17 protein-coding genes are annotated in these 19,638 nt (G+C 75.6%); 7 read left to right on the forward strand and 10 right to left on the reverse strand.

The genetic code is table 11. From position 1 onward, the window contains the following. Positions 1-1,071 (reverse strand): LLM class flavin-dependent oxidoreductase, encoded by a 1,071-nt coding sequence (locus tag C8D89_RS10735; RefSeq protein WP_116708097.1) that lies wholly within the window; start codon positions 1,069-1,071, stop codon positions 1-3. A 205-nt stretch (positions 1,072-1,276) separates the two neighbouring features. On the opposite strand from C8D89_RS10735, the gene C8D89_RS10740 reads away from it, so the two are divergent. Beyond that, positions 1,277-2,833: a Re/Si-specific NAD(P)(+) transhydrogenase subunit alpha gene (locus C8D89_RS10740; protein ID WP_116708098.1), complete on the forward strand. Its 1,557-nt coding sequence runs from the start codon at positions 1,277-1,279 to the stop codon at positions 2,831-2,833. Further along, positions 2,830-4,245 (forward strand): Re/Si-specific NAD(P)(+) transhydrogenase subunit beta, encoded by a 1,416-nt coding sequence (gene pntB / locus C8D89_RS10745; RefSeq protein WP_116708099.1) that lies wholly within the window; start codon positions 2,830-2,832, stop codon positions 4,243-4,245. Before C8D89_RS10740 ends, pntB begins: the two co-directional genes overlap by 4 nt. Here the strand turns inward: pntB and C8D89_RS10750 are convergent. From C8D89_RS10750 to C8D89_RS10790, 9 genes are all read right to left on the reverse strand, one after another. Beyond that, positions 4,240-4,689: an ankyrin repeat domain-containing protein gene (locus C8D89_RS10750; RefSeq protein ID WP_116708100.1), complete on the reverse strand. Its 450-nt coding sequence runs from the start codon at positions 4,687-4,689 to the stop codon at positions 4,240-4,242. The two genes, pntB and C8D89_RS10750, sit on opposite strands and share 6 nt — an antisense overlap. Before the next feature lie 11 nt (positions 4,690-4,700). Next, on the reverse strand, positions 4,701-5,876 hold the full coding sequence (locus C8D89_RS10755; protein WP_116708101.1) for an alkaline phosphatase family protein: 1,176 nt from the start codon (positions 5,874-5,876) through the stop codon (positions 4,701-4,703). Positions 5,877-5,993: 117 nt separating this feature from the next. Beyond that, on the reverse strand, positions 5,994-7,829 hold the full coding sequence (locus tag C8D89_RS10760) for a phosphoenolpyruvate carboxykinase (GTP) (RefSeq protein ID WP_116708102.1): 1,836 nt from the start codon (positions 7,827-7,829) through the stop codon (positions 5,994-5,996). A gap of 197 nt (positions 7,830-8,026) precedes the next feature. Beyond that, positions 8,027-8,947 (reverse strand): NAD-dependent protein deacetylase, encoded by a 921-nt coding sequence (locus tag C8D89_RS10765; protein WP_243418003.1) that lies wholly within the window; start codon positions 8,945-8,947, stop codon positions 8,027-8,029. Between the two features lie 56 nt (positions 8,948-9,003). Next, positions 9,004-10,443 (reverse strand): metallopeptidase TldD-related protein, encoded by a 1,440-nt coding sequence (locus C8D89_RS10770; RefSeq protein WP_207787158.1) that lies wholly within the window; start codon positions 10,441-10,443, stop codon positions 9,004-9,006. Further along, positions 10,440-11,969 carry a TldD/PmbA family protein gene (locus tag C8D89_RS10775; protein WP_116708103.1) on the reverse strand — a complete coding sequence of 510 codons (1,530 nt, stop codon included), beginning with the start codon at positions 11,967-11,969 and terminating at the stop codon, positions 10,440-10,442. The genes C8D89_RS10770 and C8D89_RS10775 overlap by 4 nt, the downstream gene beginning before the upstream one ends. A gap of 40 nt (positions 11,970-12,009) precedes the next feature. Continuing rightward, complete coding sequence (locus tag C8D89_RS10780; RefSeq protein ID WP_116708104.1) at positions 12,010-12,390, reverse strand: hypothetical protein; 381 nt, start codon at positions 12,388-12,390, stop codon at positions 12,010-12,012. 9 nt (positions 12,391-12,399) lie between these two features. Next, entirely contained in the window at positions 12,400-14,124 is a 1,725-nt protein-coding gene (locus tag C8D89_RS10785; RefSeq protein ID WP_133251875.1) for a hypothetical protein, read from the reverse strand. Continuing rightward, positions 14,121-15,614, reverse strand: a complete 1,494-nt coding sequence (locus C8D89_RS10790; protein ID WP_116708106.1) for a dynamin family protein — start codon at positions 15,612-15,614, stop codon at positions 14,121-14,123. Before C8D89_RS10790 ends, C8D89_RS10785 begins: the two co-directional genes overlap by 4 nt. A 124-nt stretch (positions 15,615-15,738) precedes the next feature. Between C8D89_RS10790 and C8D89_RS10795 the strand changes: the two genes are divergently transcribed. The 5 genes from C8D89_RS10795 to C8D89_RS10815 all read left to right on the forward strand — a co-directional run bounded on the left by C8D89_RS10795 (position 15,739) and on the right by C8D89_RS10815 (position 19,625). After that, positions 15,739-16,176 (forward strand): hypothetical protein, encoded by a 438-nt coding sequence (locus C8D89_RS10795; RefSeq protein ID WP_116708107.1) that lies wholly within the window; start codon positions 15,739-15,741, stop codon positions 16,174-16,176. A 100-nt stretch (positions 16,177-16,276) separates the two neighbouring features. Further along, positions 16,277-16,567 (forward strand): hypothetical protein, encoded by a 291-nt coding sequence (locus C8D89_RS10800; RefSeq protein WP_116708108.1) that lies wholly within the window; start codon positions 16,277-16,279, stop codon positions 16,565-16,567. Between the two features lie 114 nt (positions 16,568-16,681). Beyond that, entirely contained in the window at positions 16,682-17,470 is a 789-nt protein-coding gene (gene trmB, locus C8D89_RS10805) for a tRNA (guanosine(46)-N7)-methyltransferase TrmB (protein ID WP_116708109.1), read from the forward strand. Between the two features lie 41 nt (positions 17,471-17,511). Beyond that, positions 17,512-18,210, forward strand: coding sequence for an NYN domain-containing protein (locus C8D89_RS10810; RefSeq protein WP_243418004.1), 699 nt, complete (start codon positions 17,512-17,514; stop codon positions 18,208-18,210). Between the two features lie 86 nt (positions 18,211-18,296). Continuing rightward, entirely contained in the window at positions 18,297-19,625 is a 1,329-nt protein-coding gene (locus C8D89_RS10815) for an amidohydrolase family protein (RefSeq protein WP_116708110.1), read from the forward strand. Positions 19,626-19,638: the final 13 nt, after the last annotated feature.

Raw genomic sequence — 19,638 nt, forward strand, 5'->3', positions numbered from 1 at the left:
CTACGCCTGCGCGAGCGAGGGTGCGACGCCCGCCACCGCGGGACCGGAGACGCCGAACGCCTCGGCCACCAGCTCGTACGACCGGCGACGCTCGGCGGCGTCGTGGATGGGCGTCACGAGCATGATCTCGTCGGCGTCGGCCTCGCGGGCACGGCGCTCGAGGTCGTCGCGGACCTGCTCGGGCGTCCCGGCGGTCATCTTCGGCGCCATGCCCTGCTCGACCTGGAGCTCGAGGGGGCTCCAGTCGTGGGCCATCGCCTCCTCGGGGCTGGGCAGCGGGCCCGGGTTGCCGGTGCGCAGCCGGGCCATCGACAGGGCGTGCGCGCGGCCCAGGGCGCGGGCGCGCTCGGCGTCCTCGCTGCACATGACCGCCGCGGCGAGGACGACGTGCGGGTCCTGGGCGCCGGCGGCGTCGCTCGGGCGGAAACCCCGGCGATAGATGCGTGTGGCCTCGCCGGGGTGGGCGCCGCCGAAGTGGCCGGCGTAGGCGAAGCCGGTGCCGAACGCGGCCGCGGCCTGCCCGCCGTAGTAGCTGGACGCGAGGATCCACACCGGCGGCAGCGGCACGTCATCGGGCATCGCGACGATGCCGGCGAAGGGGTGGTCGGCGGGGAAGCCGTCGACGTAACCGCGGAGCTCCGAGAACTGCTCGGGGAAGTCGTCCGCGGTCAACGCTTCCCGGCTGCGGCGCAGCGCGACCGCTGTACGCGGGTCGGTGCCCGGGGCGCGGCCGATGCCGAGGTCGATCCGGCCGTCCCCGTCCTGGCCGGGGTGCAGCCCGGCCAGCGCCCGGAACGTCTCGGCGACCTTCAGCGGCGAGTGGTTCGGCAGCATGATCCCGCCCGACCCGACGCGCAGGGTGGTCGTCGCGTCGGCGACGGCCCCGATGAGGATCTCCGGGCTCGAGCTCGCGACGCTGGGGATGCCGTGGTGCTCGGCGAGCCACATGCGCCGATAGCCGGCGCGTTCGACGGTGCGGGCGAGCTCGAGCGTCTCGTGCAGCGCCGCCGAGGTGCGCGTGCCGGACGGGACCGGCGAGAGGTCGAGGACCGAGAGCACGGGGTCACGCATGCCCGGTGCAACGCCGCGCCGCGCGGCCCGTGTTCCGGTGACAGCGGCCTGGCGCTGCAGACACCGGGTGTCCGTGGCGTCACACCGCCGACACTCACGACGCGCTCACCGGCTTTCGTCTCACATCGAGACGGACCTCCGCGCGGCTGCTCCGACCGCGTGAGTTTAAGGTCGGCGAGACGGGTGAGAGCGAAGGAGCGCAACGGTGCGCATCGGCGTGCCCCGGGAGTCCGGGGAGCACGAGACCCGCGTGGCCGCGACGCCGGCCACCGTGGTGGGACTGGTCGAGCTGGGGGCGACGGTCGTCGTCGAGCCCGGCGCGGGCAAGCGGGCGAGCTTCCCCGACGCCGCCTACACGGCGGCGGGCGCGGAGCTCGGCGATCCCTGGGGCGCGGACGTCGTGCTCGCGCTCGGGACGCCGGACGCCGCGCACCTCGACCGCATGACCCCGGGCGCGACGCTGGTCGCGATGGTCGGCCCGGCGCGGAACCCCGAGCTGCTCGCCGACCTCGCCCGTCGTGGGCTCACCGTGCTCGCCGCCGACGCCGTCCCCCGCATCTCCCGGGCCCAGTCGCTCGACGTGCTCAGCTCGATGGCCAACATCGCGGGCTACCGCGCGGTGGTCGAGGCCGCGCACCGCTTCGGGCGGTTCTTCGCGGGCCAGGTGACGGCGGCGGGCAAGGTCCCGCCGGCCACGGTGCTCGTCGCCGGGGCGGGCGTCGCCGGGCTCGCCGCCATCGGCGCCGCGACGAGCCTCGGCGCCGTCGTGCGCGCCACCGACCCGCGGCCCGAGGTGGCCGAGCAGGTCCGGTCGCTGGGCGGGGAGTTCCTCGCGGTCGGGACCGGGGACGCGGGCCAGGAGTCCTCCGACGGCTACGCCCGCGCCACCTCGGCGGACTACGACGCGCGCGCCGCGGAGCTGTACACCGAGCAGGCGGCGGACGTCGACGTCGTCATCACGACGGCGCTGATCCCCGGCCGGCCCGCCCCCCGGCTGCTCACCGCGGCCGACGTGGCGCGGATGAAGCCCGGCAGCGTCATCGTCGACATGGCCGCGGGGCAGGGCGGCAACGTCGAGGGGTCGGTGGCCGACGAGGTCGTCGTCACCGGGAACGGTGTGACGATCGTCGGCGACACCAACCTCGCCGCCCGCCTGCCCGTTCAGGCCTCCCAGCTCTACGGCACGAACCTCCTCAACCTGCTCAAGCTCCTGGTGCCGGCCAGGGACGGGCAGATGGTGCTCGACCTCGACGACGTCGTGATCCGCTCGATGACCGTGGCCCACCGCGGCGACGTGCTGTGGCCACCGCCCCCCATCCCGGTGTCGGCGGCCCCCGCGGTGCCGGTCGAGCCCGAGACGTCGACCCCGGTGGTGGCACCGGCGAAGCCCGCGTCCCCGGCCCGCCGGTACGGCCTCATCGCCGCGGCGTTCGCGGTCCTCTTCGCGGGCACGGCCTTCGCGCCGGCGGAGCTCGCCACCAACCTCACGATCTTCGTGCTCGCCGTGGTCATCGGCTACTACGTGATCGGCAAGGTGCACCACGCGCTGCACACCCCGTTGATGTCGGTGACCAACGCGATCTCCGGCGTCGTCATCGTCGGGGCGCTGCTGCAGTTCGGGCAGCACGGCACGGTGGTCTCGGTGCTCGCGGGCGTCGCCGTCCTGCTGGCCAGCATCAACATCGTCGGCGGCTTCGCGGTCACCCGCCGCATGCTCGCCATGTTCACGAGGGGCCCCGCCCAGGAGAGGTCGGCGCAGTGAGCCCGGAGACCGTGCCCGGACTGGCCACCGCCGCCTACATCGTCGCGGCGCTGCTGACGGTGATGAGCCTCGCCGGGCTGTCGAAGCACGAGACCGCGCGGGCCGGCGTCGCCTACGGCATCGCCGGTATGACCGTCGCCCTCGTCGCGACCGTGGTGCTCGCGGCGCAGTCGCTCACCGCCGGCGCGATCGCGCTGCTCGCCGCGGCGATGGTGGTCGGCGGCGGCATCGGGCTCTGGCGCGCCCGGGTCGTCGAGATGACCGGCATGCCCGAGCTCATCGCGCTGCTGCACAGCTTCGTCGGCCTCGCCGCGGTGCTGGTGGGGTGGAACGGCTACCTGGAGGTGGAGGCCCTGGGGCCGGCCCAGACCACGGTGGCGCCCGAGCTGCTGGGCATCCACTCCGTCGAGGTCGGCGTCGGGGTGTTCATCGGCGCGGTCACCTTCACCGGCTCCATCGTCGCCTACGGCAAGCTCTCGGGGCGGATGAAGTCGCGCCCGCTGACGCTGCCGGGCAAGAACGTCCTGAACCTCGTCGCGCTGGTGGCCTTCGCCGCGCTGACCGTCGGCTTCACCGTGGCCCCGTCGCTCGGGCTCATGATCGCGATCACCGCGGTGGCGCTGGCGCTCGGCTGGCACCTGGTCGCGTCCATCGGCGGCGGCGACATGCCGGTCGTCGTGTCGATGCTCAACAGCTACTCGGGCTGGGCCGCGGCGGCCTCGGGCTTCCTGCTCGACAACACCCTGCTGATCGTCACGGGCGCGCTCGTCGGCTCGTCCGGTGCGTACCTGTCCTACATCATGTGCCAGGCGATGAACCGCTCGTTCCTGTCGGTCATCGCGGGCGGCTTCGGCGTCGATGCGGGGACGTCGGGCGGGACGGTGGACGGCGAGCACCGCGAGGTCACCGCGCCCGAGGTCGCCGAGATGCTCGCCGAGGCGTCGTCGGTCGTCATCGTGCCGGGCTACGGCATGGCGGTGGCGCAGGCGCAGTACCCCGTCGCCGACCTGACGCGGCGCCTCACCGAGCGCGGCGTCGACGTCCGCTTCGGCATCCACCCGGTCGCCGGGCGCCTGCCGGGCCACATGAACGTGCTGCTGGCCGAGGCGAAGGTGCCCTACGACGTCGTCCTGGAGATGGACGAGATCAACGACGACCTGGCGTCGACGTCGGTCGTGCTGGTCATCGGCGCCAACGACACCGTCAACCCGGCGGCCATGGAGGACCCCAACAGCCCCATCGCGGGCATGCCGGTGCTGCGGGTGTGGGAGGCCAAGGACGTCGTGGTGTTCAAGCGCTCGATGGCCGTGGGCTACGCGGGCGTGCAGAACCCGCTGTTCTTCCGCGAGAACACGTCGATGATCTTCGGTGACGCGAAGGCGCGGGTGGAGGACATCCTCGCCGCGCTATGAGCGTTGCTCGAGGATCGCCAGCAGGTCCTCGCGCTCGAACATCCGCGCCGTGTCGACGGCCGTCGGGTGCCCGGCTCGGGGGTCCGCGCCGCCCGCGACCAGCGCCCGGACGACGGCCTCCTCGCCCTTGAACACCGCGCCGGCGACCGGCGACTGGCCGCGGTCGTTCAGCCGGTCGACGTCGGCGCCGCGGTCGACGAGCACGCGCACCGCGTCGGCGTGGCCGTGGTAGGCGGCGAGCATGACGAGCGTGTCGCCCTTCTCGTTGGTGAGGTTCACCGGCACCCCGGCGTCGACGTAGGACGCGAGCGCCTCCGCGTCGCCCGCCCGGGCGAGGTTGAACACCCGGGTCGCGAGCTCGCGAACCCCCTCCTCGATCGGCTCCTGGCCGGGGGCCGCGGTGCCCGGAGCGGGCGCGGACGGGTCGGGCGGCACGTGGCTCATCGCGGCCGAGTCTAAGCACCTCGCGCGAGCAGGAGCGGCACGTGCTGCTCGGCGTCGGTCAGGGAGCCGTGGTGCCCGACGAGTGCGGTCTCCCTCGGCTCGATCCGCGAGCGCACGAGCGTCCAGTTCCCCCGCGCGGCGGCGACGACGTCGCCGATGCGGCCGCGCGCGGCGTCGCTGACCGCGGCGCCGAACCAGCCCGCGTCGATCGCCTCGTCGCGGGTGCGCACCCACGCCGCGTCGCCGAGCTGCCCGCGCCAGGCCGCGGTGACGTCGTCGAGGGCCCCGTCGGCGACGAAGACGTGGCGCACCCGCGCCTCCCCGGCGAGCCGGCGTACCCCGGCCACGAGCTCCGGTGTGCTGTCGAGGTCGATCCGCCAGCCCGCGTCCGTGCCGACCATCCCGTGGTCGGCGACGACGGCGAGGGCCGTGTCGGCGGGCAGGTCCTCGACGATGGCGGCGACGAGGCGGTCGACGACGCCCAGCTGCTGGAGCCACGGCCGGCTGCCCGGCCCGTGCACGTGGCCGAGCAGGTCGAGGTCGCCGTGGTAGGCGTAGCAGAACGCGCGCTCGGCACCCGGGCCCAGCGCGTCGAGGACCCCGGCGGCGAGATCGCCGAGCGCGGCGACGCCGTGGAAGCGCCCGCCGCGCAGGGCGGCGCGCGTCAGCCCCGAGCGGCGCTGGATCTCGGGGGCCACCGTCGTGACCGCGACCCCGGCCCGCGCCGCCCGCTCGAGCACCGTCGGTGCCGCCTGCACCCGCTCCGGCGGCAGCTGCTCGCGCAGGTCGACCGGCTCGGCGCTGCCGTGCGCGCACCAGCGCAGCGTGTTGAGCACGACGTCGGCCGGCGCGCCCGGCTCGTCGAGCGGCGGGACGCCCATGCTGTAGCCGACGATCCCGTGCTCGCCCGCGGGCAGCCCGGTGCCGAGGCTCGCGACGCTGACCGCGGTCGTGGCCGGGAAGCCGGCCCGCAGTGTCCGGCCGCCCGCGGCCAGCTCGGCGAGGGCGGGCGCGCGGTCGGCGTGCTCGGCGAGGAGCTCGGAGCCCAGCCCGTCGACGAGCAGCAGCGCGACCCCGCGGACCTCGCCCGGACCGAGACCGGTGCCCAGGCGATCGGCGAACCCGTCGACGCCGAGCGCGGCGGCGAGGGCGGGCGTGACGTCGGCGAGCGTGCCGGCGGGAGTCATGCGACGGAGTATGGACCGCCGATCACGCGGTCCGGGGCGGGGCGGGGACACGAACGGCGCGTTCGCTGCGCGCGGAGCAGCGAACGCGCCGTTCGTTCGTCCCGGGCGGTGTGTCCGTCAGGCGACGCCGAGCCGCTGCTTGAGCGCCTCGAGCTCGTCGCGCATCGACGTCGGCAGCTTGTCGCCGATGGTGTCGAACCACTCCTCGATGAGCGGGATCTCCGCCTTCCACTCCTCGAGGTCGACCTTCAGCGAGGCCTCGATGTCGGAGAAGGGCTCCTCGACGCCGTCCAGGTCGATCTGGTCGGCGGTGGGGACGTGCCCGATCGCGGTCTCGCTCGCTGCGGCCTTGCCCTCCAGGCGCTCGATGATCCACTTGAGGACGCGGCCGTTCTCGCCGAACCCGGGCCACAGGAACCGGCCGTCGTCGCCGCGGCGGAACCAGTTCACGTAGAAGATCCGCGGCAGCTTGTCGGCGTCGGCGCCCTTGCCCACGTCGACCCAGTGCTGGAAGTAGTCGCCGACGTTGTAGCCGATGAACGGGATCATGGCCATCGGGTCGCGGCGGACCTGGCCGACCGCGCCGGCCGCGGCGGCCGTCTTCTCCGACGACAGGGTGGCGCCCAGGAACGTGCCGTGCTGCCAGTCGAACGACTCGTTGACCAGCGGGATCGTCGTCTTGCGGCGCCCGCCGAACAGGATCGCCGAGATCGGCACGCCGTTCGGGTCCTCCCACTCCGGCGCGAGGATCGGGCACTGGCTCATCGGCGTGCAGTAGCGCGAGTTCGGGTGGGCGGCGGGCTCCCCGGCGTCACCGTTGCTCGGCGTCCAGTCCTTGCCCTTCCACGAGGTGGCGTGGTCGGGCTGTCCCTCCATCCCCTCCCACCACACGTCGTGGTCGTCGGTGAGGGCGACGTTGGTGAACAGCGAGTTGCCGCGCTCGATGGTGCGCATCGCGTTCGGGTTGGTCTTCCAGTTGGTGCCCGGCGCGACGCCGAAGAAGCCGGCCTCCGGGTTGACCGCGTAGAGGCGGCCGTCGGCGCCGAAACGCATCCAGGCGATGTCGTCCCCGAGGGTCTCGACCTTCCACCCCGGGATGGTCGGCTCGAGCATCGCGAGGTTCGTCTTGCCGCAGGCGCTCGGGAACGCCGCCGCGATGTAGTACGTCCTCTGCTCGGGGCTGATCAGCTTGAGGATCAGCATGTGCTCGGCGAGCCAGCCCTCGTCACGGGCCATCGCCGACGCGATGCGCAGCGAGTAGCACTTCTTGCCGAGCAGCGCGTTGCCGCCGTAGCCGGAGCCGAAGCTCCAGATCGTGCGCTCCTCGGGGAAGTGGGTGATGTACTTCGTCTCGTTGCACGGCCACTTGACGTCCTGCTGGCCGGGCTCGAGCGGGGCGCCCACCGAGTGCAGCGCCGGCACCCAGTCGGTGTCGCCGTCGAGCAGGCGCATCACCTCGGGGCCCATCCGGGTCATGATGTGCATCGAGGTGACGACGTAGGCCGAGTCGCTGATCTCGACGCCCAGCATCGGGCGCTCGGCGTTCGTCGGGCCCATGCAGAACGGGATGACGTACATCGTCCGGCCGCGCATGCACCCGCGGTACAGCTCGGTCATGGTGGCCTTCATCTCGGCCGGGTCCATCCAGTTGTTGGTGACCCCCGCGTCGGCCGGGTCGACCGAGCAGATGAAGGTGCGCTCCTCGACCCGCGCGACGTCGTCGGGGTCGGAGGCGGCGTAGAACGAGTTCGGCTTCTTGGCCGGGTCGAGCTGGACGAACGTGCCGGCGTCGACGAGCTCCTTGGTCAGCCGGTCCCACTCGTCCCGGGACCCGTCGCACCACACCACCCGGTCGGGGGTGGTCATTTCGGCGACCTCCGACACCCAGTCGAGCACCTCGCGGCGTCGGATCGGCGGGTTCTCGAGTCCTTGGATGGTCGGAACAGCAGTCATGCGTCTCCTCGGTCGCTCGCTCGCCGGAACGCCGCGACCGCGAAGCGGCCCCGGTCGCCTCGGGAACGGACGGGCGGCGGACACGGCCTCGTGCCCGCTGACTCGTCCGTCGGGGTGTCCGACGTTAACGAGACTTCTCCCGAAGGACACCGCCGAGTGCTGTCGGGGGCCTCACTTCCACGATCAAGCTGAACGATTCAGGCTCGATCGGCCAAACCGAGGGTGTCCAGCACCGCCGGCAGGACGAGACCCAGTTGATCGGTCAATCGGATGGTGGCCGCCGCGTCGGCGCGGCTCGGGCCGGCCGTGGCGACCGCGACCGGGAGTCCGCGGCGCACCGCGGCGTGGACGAAGCGCAGCCCCGACATCACCGTCAGCGACGACCCGAGGACCACCAGGGAGCGGGCGCGGTCGACGAGGTCGAAGCAGTGGTCCACGCGCGGGCGCGGCACCGACTCGCCGAAGAAGACGACGTCGGGCTTGAGCGGCCCGTCGGCGCACGCGGGGCAGGCGGCCATGGTGAACCGGTCGAGCTCGGCGTCGGCGAGCTCCGCGTCGCCGTCGGGGTTGATCGCCGCGGCGCGGGCCCCGAACCCGGGGTTGAGCGTCGTCAGCCGGTCCTGGATGCGTCCCCGGGCGTGGACCTCCCGGCAACCCAGGCACACCACGCGCCCGAGGGCCCCGTGCAGCTCGACGACGTCGCGCGCGCCGGCGGCCTGGTGCAGGCCGTCGACGTTCTGGGTGATGAGGCCGCGCACCAGGCCCGCGCGCTGCAGCGACGCCACGGCCCGGTGCCCGGCGTTGGGCCGCGCGCCGGCGATCTGCGGCCAGCCGACGTGGCTGCGGGCCCAGTAGCGGTGCCGGGCGACGGGGTCGCCGACGAAGGCCTCGTAGGTCATCGGGGCGTGGCGGCGGGCGGCGCTGGTGGGGCCCCGGTAGTCGGGGATGCCCGAGTCGGTGGAGATGCCGGCGCCGGTGAGGACGAGCGCCCCGCCCTCGGCGAGCAACGTCGCCAGCGCGGCGACGTCCCCGTGCACCGGGACCGTGCCCTCAGGGGCCTCCCACGCCTCCTGGGGCGCGGTGTACCGCATCACCGACCGGACCACGGTCTCCATCATGCGCCTCCCACGTGCGTGATCTTCTGAGGTATAGCTCGGAAGATCACGCACGTAGATCAGCGGCCGGGGGACACCGAGGTCATGTGGTAGTCCGGGATACGCAGGGGCGGCATGGCGGCGCGGGTGAACCAGTCCTTCCATTCCCGCGGCAGGGTCCGCTCGGTGGCGCCGGCCTCGGTGGCGCGGCGCAGCAGGTCCAGCGGCGACTCGTTGAAGCGGAAGTTGTTGACCTCGCCCACGATCTCGCCGCCCTCGACGAGGTAGACGCCGTCGCGGGTCAGGCCCGTGAGCAGCAGGGTCGTCGGGTCGACCTCGCGGATGTACCAGAGGCAGGTCAGCAGCAGGCCGCGCCCGGTCGACGCCACCATCTCCTCCAGCCGGGCGTCCTCGCCGCCGGTGAGCACGAGGTTGTCGGTCGGCGCGGCGAACGGGGCGCCGTACTCCGCCGCGGCCGCCCGCGGGTAGGCCAGGGCGTTCACCGTGCCGTCGCGCACCCACTCCACGCGGCCGGTGGTGGCGCCGTTGTCGAACACCGAGACCTCGTCGCCGGAGTAGGTCGTGGCGAGCACCGGGGTGTAGGCGAGGTCGGGGAAACCGGGCGCGGCCGGGTCGCCGGCGAGGGTCAGCGGCAGGGCGCCGAGCTGCTCGCCCACCCGGGTGCCGCCGGCGCGGGAGAACGCCGAGCGGCCCTCCTGCGCCGGGCGCCCGCCCATGGACCACGCGAGGTAGATCATCAGGTCGGACACCGCCGACGGCGGCAGCAGCGTCTCGTAGCGCCCGGCGGGCAGGTCGATCTGCCGGCGTCCCCACGGCAGCCGGCCCCGCAGCCGCTCCACGAGCGCGGCGACGTCGACCGTGCGCAGGTCGACCGCACCCTCGCCGCCCCACACCGACGTGCCGGTGACCGGGTCCTTGAGGTTGAGCTCGACCGACCCTCCCGGCTCCACCCACCGCCGCCGCACCCCGGCCGACGTGCCCAGCCAGGACGTCGTGACGCGGTGCTCGGCGAACCCGTACGACGCCTCGTCGGGACGGAACGACGCGCCGAGCTCCCCGGCCAGCCGGCCGAACGCGGCCATCGAGGTCTCGCCCGCGCCCTCGTGCCAGGCGGGGTCGTCACCGGACGCGCCGTTGGAGGGCTCGGGCAGCGGGGCGGCGTCGCGGGCGGGACCCCCGCGCCGAGCGGCCTGCACCGCGCCGGCGACGGCCTCGCGCAGCACCGCGTCACCCTCGCGCCCGGCGGCCAGCGACGTCGGCGCGGGCACCGTCACCACACCGGCGCCGGTGCCCCCGTCCAGCGGCACGAGCATCACCACCGACAGGCGCCGCTCGATCGTGTGCCCGTTGGTCGTCAGCGTGGAGTTGGCCCAGCGCACGACGGCCTCGGACACCTCGCGGACCAGCGCGACCGCCCCGGCCCCCGGGGCGATCTGCGCCGCCACGACCAGCGCGCGCTCGACCAGCGCGGATCCGGACGCGGACCCGGACGCGCTCACGACCCGCTCCCCGTGTTGAGGACGTTCACGCCGCGCAACAGCGCCGACGGGCAGCCGTGGCTGACGGGGGCGACCTGGCCGGGCTGGGCCTTGCCGCAGTTGAACGCCCCGCCGAGACGCCACGTCGAGCGGTCGCCGACGGCCTCGAGCGAGCCCCAGAAGTCGGTGGTCGTGGCCTGGTAGGCCACGTCGCGGACCTGCCCCACGAGCCGGCCGTGGCGGATCCGGTGGAACCGCTGCCCGGTGAACTGGAAGTTGTAGCGCTGCATGTCGATCGACCAGGAGCGGTCGCCCACGACGTAGATCCCGTCGGACACGCCGTCGATGAGCGCGGCGGTGGAGCGGTCGGTGTCGGGGTCGGGCCGCAGCGACACGTTCGCCATGCGCTGCAGCGGCACGTGCTCGGCGGAGTCGGCGTACGCGCAGCCGTTGGAGCGCTCGAGCCCCAGCCGCGGCGCGAACGAGCGGTCCACCTGGTAGCCGACGAGCACGCCGTCACGGACGAGGTCGAACTCCTGGGCGGCCACGCCGTCGTCGTCGTAGCCGACGCTCGCGAGGCCGTGGGGGACGGTGCGGTCGCCGGTGACCGTCAGGGCGTCGCTGCCGTAGCGCAGGCTCCCGAGCTTGTCGGGGGTGGCGAAGCTCGTGCCGGCGTAGGCGGCCTCGTAGCCGATGGCGCGGTCGTACTCGGTGGCGTGGCCGATCGACTCGTGGATCACCAGCCACAGGTTGGTCGGGTCGATGACGAGATCGGTCGGCCCCGGCTCGACGCCCGGCGCGCGGACCTTCTCCGCGAGGAGCTCGGGCAGCTCGGCGAGCTCGGTGTCCCAGTCCCAACCGGTGCCCGTGAGGTACTCCCACCCGCGCCCGGTGGGCGGGGCGAGGGTTCGCAGCGTCTCGAAGCCCCCGCCGGCGCGGTCGACGGTCGTGATCGTGATGTCGGGGTCGACGCGCACCCGCTGCTGCGTGGTGGACGTGCCCGCGGTGTCGGCGTAGAAGACCTGCTCCTTGACCTGCACGCAGCTCGCGGCGACGTGGTCGACGCCGGGCGCGGCGAGCAGGGCCGTGGAGCGGGCGGTCAGCAGGCCGATCTTGTCGGCGACGTCGACGGCCCAGGGGTCGAGGTCGTACGGGGAGATCCACGTGGCGTCGGCGTGCACGGGCTCGGCGGCCAGCGTGACGCGCTCGGTGGCCAGCGCCGCCAGGGTCGAGGAGACGTCCAGGGCCCGGCGCGCGGTGGCGGCGGCCGCCTCCGGGGTGAGGTCGACGTGCGCGGCGAACCCCCAGACCCCGTCGCGCAGCACCCGCACCGCGAGCCCGGCGCTGTCCTGGTCGGCGGCGACCACCACCCGGCCGTCGCGCAGCTCGAGGTGCTGGGTGCGCAGGCGGTGGACGCGCAGGTCGGCGTGCTCGGCGCCCCCGCGGCGGGCGGCGTCGAGGGCCGCGTCGGCGAGCGCCGCGCGCGGCAGCGCGAGGAAGTCGGGATCGACGGCGGGGTCGACGGCGGGCGTGTCGCGACTCTCCACGGGCCGCGAACCTACCCGGCGGGGCGACCGGTTTCTCGCCTCAGCCGCCCCGTACCCAGCGTCCGGTCGCCGGGTCGATCGTCGTCGGCGGCGGGGTCGGCCCCTCGTCCCACGGGTCCCCGAGGAGCTCGCCGGGGTGCTCGCCGGGGGGCTCGCCGGGGAGGTCGGTCGTGGTGGCCGTGCCGTCGGCGTGCACGCGGGTGAGCACGTCGACGCGGGCGTCACCGTCGAGGTCGGTGGCCAGGGCCAGCACGTCGGGATCGGCGGGCTCGGTCACCACGGCGGTGTCGGCGCGGCCGTCGGCGTCGCTGTCGACGGTGGCGGGCCCGAGCGTGTGCGGTGCCGCGACCGGGCCGACGAGGAGCTCGGGTGCGGGGTCCGGGTCGACCTCGGGGTGCAGGAGGTCCGGCAGCTCCACCATGACGCGAGGCTAGGTCGCGCCGGCGGGGCGCGGGTGCGGTTCGCAGAGATCCCCGGCCACATCCCCGAGGGCATCTCCGGTCTCGACGTCGACCCGGTCCCGCGCCGCCGCGAGCCGGCGCAGCAGCGCCTCGGCGCGGTCCCGGCCCTCGCGGGCCTCGGCCGCCGTGCGGGCCGCCAGCCGGTCCGCCTCGACGCGATCCGCGCCGGCGTGCCGGGCGGCCCGCTCGGCGGCGGCCCGGGCGTCCTCGAGGTCGCGGGCGCGTTCCTCCAGCGCGGCGTCGAGGGCCAGGGTGACCTCGCGCTCCGTGGCGATCAGCGCGTCGGCGAGCACGCGGTCGAGGTCGCCGCGCACCTCCGCGAGCGCCTCGGCGGTCCACTGCCGCAGGTGCGCCCGGTCCGCGGCGAGCCGGCGGGCCCGCGCCACCCACCCCGCCGCGCCCAGACCCAGCCCCACCGACACCGGCACGAGCGCGACGCCCAGCGCCGCCGGGGCCAGCGGCACCGCCAGCAGCGGGAGCAGCGCCAACCGCGAGAGCCCGAGCCCGCCCGATGCCCCCGCGACGACGAGCAGCCGGTCCTCGGCCGGGCGGGCCCGCGGGGGCGGGACCGGCCCCGGACCGGCCACTCCCGACACCTCGGGGACGCGGAGGGCCGGGAGCTCCCCGGCGGGCACGAGGTCGGACAGCGTCGCGGTGACCAGGTGGCGCAGCCGCACGCCGAGGGCGTCGACCACGGCGGACACCAGCGCCTCGACCTCGGCGGCCAGCTCGTGCGGGATCGCGGCCACCCCCGTCCGGTCGGCGGTGTCGATGCGGGCGCGCGTGCTCGAGGCGAGGGCCCGCATCCGGGCGGCGAGGTCGTCGGCGGCCGCGACCCGCGCGGCGGCGAGTTCGGCCCGCCAGCGGGTGTGGTGGTCGCGCCGGAGCGCCGACCGCGCGGCGAGCAGCTCGTCGCGACGTCGGGCGAGGTCGCCGGTGGCCGGGGCCCGCAGCGCCGCCCGGGTCGCGTCGGCCCGCGCCGCGACGCCGTCGAGACCGGCCGCGAGCATCCGCAACGCGTTGGCCTCGGCGAGCATGCGCCGCCGGCGCGCCACGAGACGGTGCAGCTCGCGCTGCAGAGCCGCGACGCCCGAGCGGGCGCGCAGGGCGGCCGCGGCGCCCGGCGCCGCCGTGCCGGCCCGCCGTGCCAACGATGCGGCGACCGGGAACCACGGCGCGCCCGCCAGCCGCGGCACGTGCCCGGCGACCAGGGCGCGGTCGGCCTCGAGGACGGTGCGCCAGCCGCGGTGGGCGTCGGTGCGGGTGAGGGCGAAGACCACGGTGTCCACGCGGCCGGCGGCGCGGGCCAGCGCCTCGAGCTCCTCGGCGCCCAGCGGAGCGGCGGCACCGGCGAGCACGAGCGCCGCGGTGGCGCCGTCCACCGGCCACGCGCCCGGGTCCGCGCCGGGGCCGGGGACGACGAGGTCGAGCTCCTCGAGCAGGGGCACCGGGACGTGGACGTGGGTGGCGCACACGCCCCCGTCGGCGTCCCGCTCCGGGACGGCGTCGAGCCCCAGCAGCGCGGCCAGCAGCTCGCCGCGCCCCCGCCCCGGCGCGCCGACGAGGACGACGGCCGGTCGCGCCGGCGGGGGTGGTGCGGCGGCCGTGGCGGCGGCGTCGGGGTCGAGCCGGGCGAGCAGCGTGGCCAGCGCCTCGCGGGTGCGGGCGACCTCGGCCGGGATGCCGCCGGTCACGCGGACCGCCCGACGGTGAGGTCCCGCCACAGCCCGGCGTAGGTGCGGTGCACGACGTGGGCGAGGTCGGCGATGCGCCGCGGCGACCCCCAGGACCCGTAGGCCCGCCACCAGGCCGCGCGGCGGGCGGCGTGCCCGGCCAGCTCGACCGCGCCGGCCCCGGCCCGTCCGAGGCGGACGTCCGGCGGGGCGGGCGCGGCGAGGCGGTCGACCTCGTCGAGCAGTTCGGCGGGCAGGCCCAGTGCGCCGGCCCACAACCGGGCGCGGGCGGCGAGCAGCGCCCGCTCGGTGAACGCCTCCCGGCGCGCCAGCGCGGCGGCGGCGTCGGCGACCCGAATGCCCTCGCCGGACCGCCCGGCGCCGGTCTCGGTGCCGGTGTCGGTGCCGGTGTCGGCGCTGGCCTCCTGCGCCTCCGCCCGGGCCAGCGCCTCGCCGAGCTCGGTGAGCTCGCGCACGCCGGCCGTGGCGGCGTGCAGGTCGGTGCGCGCGCGGACCTCGTCGCGCAGCCGACCCACCAGCGTCGCGAGCCCCGACGCGGCGAGCAGCGCCTCGCAGAGCTCGCCGACGCCCGCCGCGGCGTCGGCACGCAGGAGGGCGAGCCCGAGGGCCAGCCCGCGCAGGTCGAGCAGCTCGAGCAGGCGCGCGCGGACCTCGACGGGCAGCGGCAGCTCGGCGGTGGTGAAGAGCTCGGCGTCGAGCAGGGCGACCTCGAGCACGGCCGGGTCGGCGCCGGCGAGGACCCGCAGCGCGCCGACGTCCTCGGCCCGCAGCGCGCCGGTCACCGCGGTCTCGGCGAGCAGCCCGATCACCGGCGTCACCGGCCCGACGCGGTCGCCGAGGCGCCGGCCCAGCGCCACCGCCAGCTCGCGGCCGTCGTCGGGACCCACGGTGTCGGCCCGCCCCAGCACGGCGACGACGCCCGCGGGCCCGTGCGCGGCCGGCCCGGGCAGGACGTCGAGGTCGCCCGCGTGCGCGGTGGCCGGCAGCACGACGAGCGCGGCGTCCGCCCGCGACCCGCCGGCCGGTCCGCCGGCCGGCCCACCGCGACGCCGCGCGGAGCCCGTGCCCGGCGTGTCGATCACCGTCAGGCCGTCGAGGGCGGCGCTGGTCAGGGTGACGAGGAGGTGGTCGACGTCCTCGACGCGCACCCCGAGCCGGTCGCCGACCGCGGCCGGCACCCGCCCGTCGGCGGCCAGCGGCAGCGGGCGCCGGGTGCCGTCGGTGAGGACGACGTCGAGACGGTCGGCCGGCCCGCGGACGTAGTGGGCGGTCAGGCCCGTGCACTCGCCCGCGCCCGTCGGCGCCACACGCCGGCCGACCAGCGCGTTGACCAGCGTCGACTTGCCCGACGACACCGGGCCGGCGACCACCAGCGAGGGCGTCGCGAGCATCCGCGCGGCCACGGCCTCGACGACGTCGGCGGTGGGTAGCGACACCCGGGGGGCCAGGGCGCGGCAGGTGGCCACGACGGCGCTGCGCAGGGGACCCACAGCGACCGCAGCGTAGGCGGCCGCCCGCGCGCGTGAGGCCCGTTCCGCGAGACGCCCGAGGGTTTCGCGTGATCGCCCGTCAGGGGAGACTGCTCACGAAACGTCACCAGGGAAGGAAGTCGCCGTGCTCGACACTCCCACGTACCTCTTCATCGTCGTCGTGGGCGGCTTGATCACGCTGGTGGTGGGCCAGATCCTCATGCGGTCGGGCATCGGGTTCCTGCGCGACGTCTTCGACGACGACGAGGCGGCGGTCTCGGCCAACCGGTTGCTCGGCGTCCTGTTCCACCTGGTCGCGCTCGGCTTCCTCGCCCTCATCTCGACCTACCGCCCGTTCGACGTCGAGGGCCGGGTGCAGATCGTCGTCACCCAGCTCGGCGGTGTCCTGCTGGTGCTCGGCGTCCTGCACGGCCTCGCCCTGCTGCTGCTCGCGCGCATCCGCAGCAAGCGCCGCAACGAGTCGATCGAGACGGCGATGACCACGCAGTACGAGCAGCAGCGCCGCGCACGCCAGACGCAGCGCCAGCAGGTGATCGAGGGGGGTCCCCCGTCCGGCGGTTAGGGCGTTCGCGCGGCCGCCGCGGGTGACACGTCCGATCGTCCGACCGGGTCATGCGGGCCGGCATCGCTAACCCGGCTCGAGAACGCGGCGATGGGCAGGTGTGACCCTCGTCCCCCTGACCCGGCGCCCGGCGCGTGGCGTCGCCGAGCCGATGACCATGCCGCTGCCCCGGCTCGCCGACGTGGTCCACGCGGTGACCGCCCGCTTCGGCTCGTCCTGCTGGACGCTGCGCTTCGGCCCCGGCGGCGAGCAGGTCGTGGTCGCGCGCCTGGCCGAGGCCGACGCGGCGGCCCGGCGCCTCGTGGGCCGGGTCCTCGGTGTCCCGGCCGACGCGGTCCGGATCCGCATCACGCCGGACCTGGCCACCCTGGAGGCGCTGCGCCGCCCCTGAGGACCCGCCCCTGACGACCCGCCCCTGACGACCCGCCCCTGACGACCCGCCCCTGACGATCGGCTCCTGGCCACGGACCGCACCCCTGCGTGGCCCGCGTGTGAGGATCGGGGGATGGGGCCCGACCACGACACGCTGCCGGCGTCCGGCGCGGACGTCCCGCGGCGCTCGGTCGTGAGCTTCACCGACCGCGGCGGGCGGATGACGGCCGGGCAGCAGCGCGCGTGGGACCGCCTGTGGGCGCGCTACGGGGCCGTCGCCCCGGGCTTCGACCGTCACGGCGACGGCCCACCACCGCCCCGGGACGCCGACGGCCGGCTCGCCGCTCCGGCGTGGTTCGGGCGGACCGCCCCGCTGCGCCTGGAGATCGGGTCCGGGATGGGCGAGACGACCGCCGCTCTGGCCGCCGCCGAGCCCGACACCGACCACGTGGCCGTCGAGGTCTATCCCCCCGGGCTCGCCCAGCTGCTCATGCGCCTCGAGGAGCGGGAGCTCACCAACCTGCGGCTGCTGCGCGGCGACGCCGTCGTGGTGCTCGAGCAGCTCGTCGCGCCGGACTCGCTGGCGGGCCTGCGCGTCTTCTACCCCGACCCCTGGCCCAAGCGCCGCCACCACAAGCGGCGCCTCGTCCAGCCCGCGACCGTGACGCTGATGGCCTCCCGGCTCGCGCCCGGCGCGACGCTGCACCTCGCCACCGACGTCGCCGACTACGCCGCCTGGATGCAGGAGGTCACCGACGCCGAGCCGTTGCTGCACAACCCTCACGGTGGGTTCGCGCCGCGCCCGGGCTGGCGTCCGCGCACCAAGTTCGAGACGCGCGCCGAGGAGGAGGGACGACCGAGCCACGACCTGCTGCTCACCCGCGTCGCCCCCGACGCCGAGCCCGCCGGGAGGCGACCCTGAGCACCCGTCGCGTCCGCCGCCGGGCCGTTAGAGTCGGGCCCGTGTCGCCGTCCCCGTCGCCCGCCGATCTCGCCACCCCGCCCGCCGCGCTCTCCGGGGGGATCGAGGACGCCGGTGACGAGGGCGCGGTCGAGGCCGTGGAGGTCCCCGGGCGCACCCTGCTGGTCTGGGACGCCCCCAACATCGACATGAGCCTCGGCTCGCTGCTGGGCACGCGGCCCACCTCGGCGTTCCGGCCCCGCTTCGACGCCGTCGGACGCTGGCTGCTCTCCGAGGCGGGCCCGGACGGGGTCGCCGAGGCCACCGTGTTCACCAACGTGGTGCCCGGCTCCACCGAGATCGTGCGGCCCTGGGTCGAGGCGCTGCGCAACGTCGGGTTCGCGGTGTTCGCGAAGCCGAAGACCACCGACGACTCCGACGTCGACTCGGACATGCTCGCCCACATCGCGCTGCGTCGCAGTGAGGGCGGGCTCTCGCACGTCGTCGTGGCCTCGGGCGACGGGCGCGCGTTCCGCGAGCCGCTCGAGGACCTGGTCGCCGAGGGCATCACGGTCACGGTCATCGGGTTCCGCGAGTACGCGGCGTTCGCGGTGGCGTCGGACATCGTCGACTTCCTCGACCTCGAGGACATCGAGGGCGTCTTCCGCGAGCCCCTGCCGCGCGTCAGCCTCGACACCCTGCCCGACGCCGGCGCCTGGCTGCCCCCGCTGCGCTCCCTGCGTTCCCTGCTGGAGCGGTAGCGCACCGCCTCTGGTGCAGCGAACGCGCTGTTCGCTGCTTCTATGCGCGCGAACTCCCCGCTCGCGCCGGGCCGGGGTGGGCCAGGATGGGCGCCGTGAGCACAGCGCGCCGCCTGCACGCCCCGGTGGTCCTGCCCTGCGACGAGGACATGACGGTGCTGCGCGACGCCGTGGTCGACGTGGACGACGACGGGCGGATCGCCCACGTCGGACCGGCGGACGCGGCGCCGGCCACCGACGCACCGGTGACGCAGCTCGCGGGTCTGGTGATGCCTGGCCTGGTCAACGCCCACGCCCACACCCCGCTGACGGTCCTGCGGGGGCTGGGGGGTGACCTGCCGCTGATGCGCTGGCTGCTCGAGGTCGTCTGGCCCGCGGAGGCCCGGCTCGGGGGCGCCGACGTGCGCGCGGGGATGCTCGCCGGGTCGGCGGAGATGCTGCGCGGCGGGGTCACCACCTCCGCCGAGATGTACTTCCAGAGCGAGCACGTGGTCGAGGCCGTGCTGGAGATCGGGTCCCGTGTCGTGCTGACCCCGGGGATCATCACCGCGCCCGGCATGGAGCGCCTCGGCACCTGGCAGCAGATGCGCGACGCGATCACCCGCTGGATCGACGCCGACGGCCTGCGGTTCGGGCCCGGCGAGCGGATCGAGCTGGGCTACGGCCCGCACGCCGCGTACACGTTGCCGACCGAGGCGATCGTCACCACGGCCGCGTTGGCCCGGGAGCGCGGCGCGCTGATGCACCTGCACGTCGCCGAGGCGCCGGGCGAGGACGACGCGGTGCGCGCCGAGTTCGGCTCGGTGCCCGCGATGCTCGAGGCGACCGGCTCGCTGGGTGGACGGGTGCTCGCCGCGCACGCCATCCAGCTCTCCGACGACGACATCGCCATCCTCGCCCGCCACGACGTCGCCGTCGCCCACTGCCCGGGGTCGAACGCGAAGCTCGCCGCGGGCGTGGCGCGGCTGACCGACCTGCGCGCCGCGGGCATCCGGCTCGGCCTGGGCACCGACTCGCCGGCGTCCAACGACGACCTCGACCTGTGGGAGGAGCAGCGCCTCGCGTCGCTGTTCGCCCGCCAGCGCGGGGCCGACGCCACCGCGCTCACCGCCTCCGGGGCGCTGGCCCTGGCCACGCGGGAGGGCGCCCGCGCGCTCGGCCGCGACGACCTCGGCGTGCTGGCCCCCGGCGCCTGGGCCGACCTCGTGCACGTCGCGCTGGACGACGCGTCGTTCGTCGACCCCGACGACGACGTCCAGCTGATCTCCAACCTCGTGTGGGCGGCGGGGTCCCGCGGCGTGCGCGACGTCTGGGTGGCGGGCGAGCAGGTCCTCGGCGACGGCGTGCCCACACGGGTCGATCCCGGCGAGGTGCTCGCCGGGGCCCGGCGCGTGGCGGCGAAGGTCAAGGCCTGACGGCGCCGGCCCT

Origin of the sequence: Actinomycetospora cinnamomea (genome assembly GCF_003096675.1) — a bacterium.
GTDB classification, from domain to species: Bacteria; Actinomycetota; Actinomycetes; order Mycobacteriales; family Pseudonocardiaceae; genus Actinomycetospora; species Actinomycetospora cinnamomea.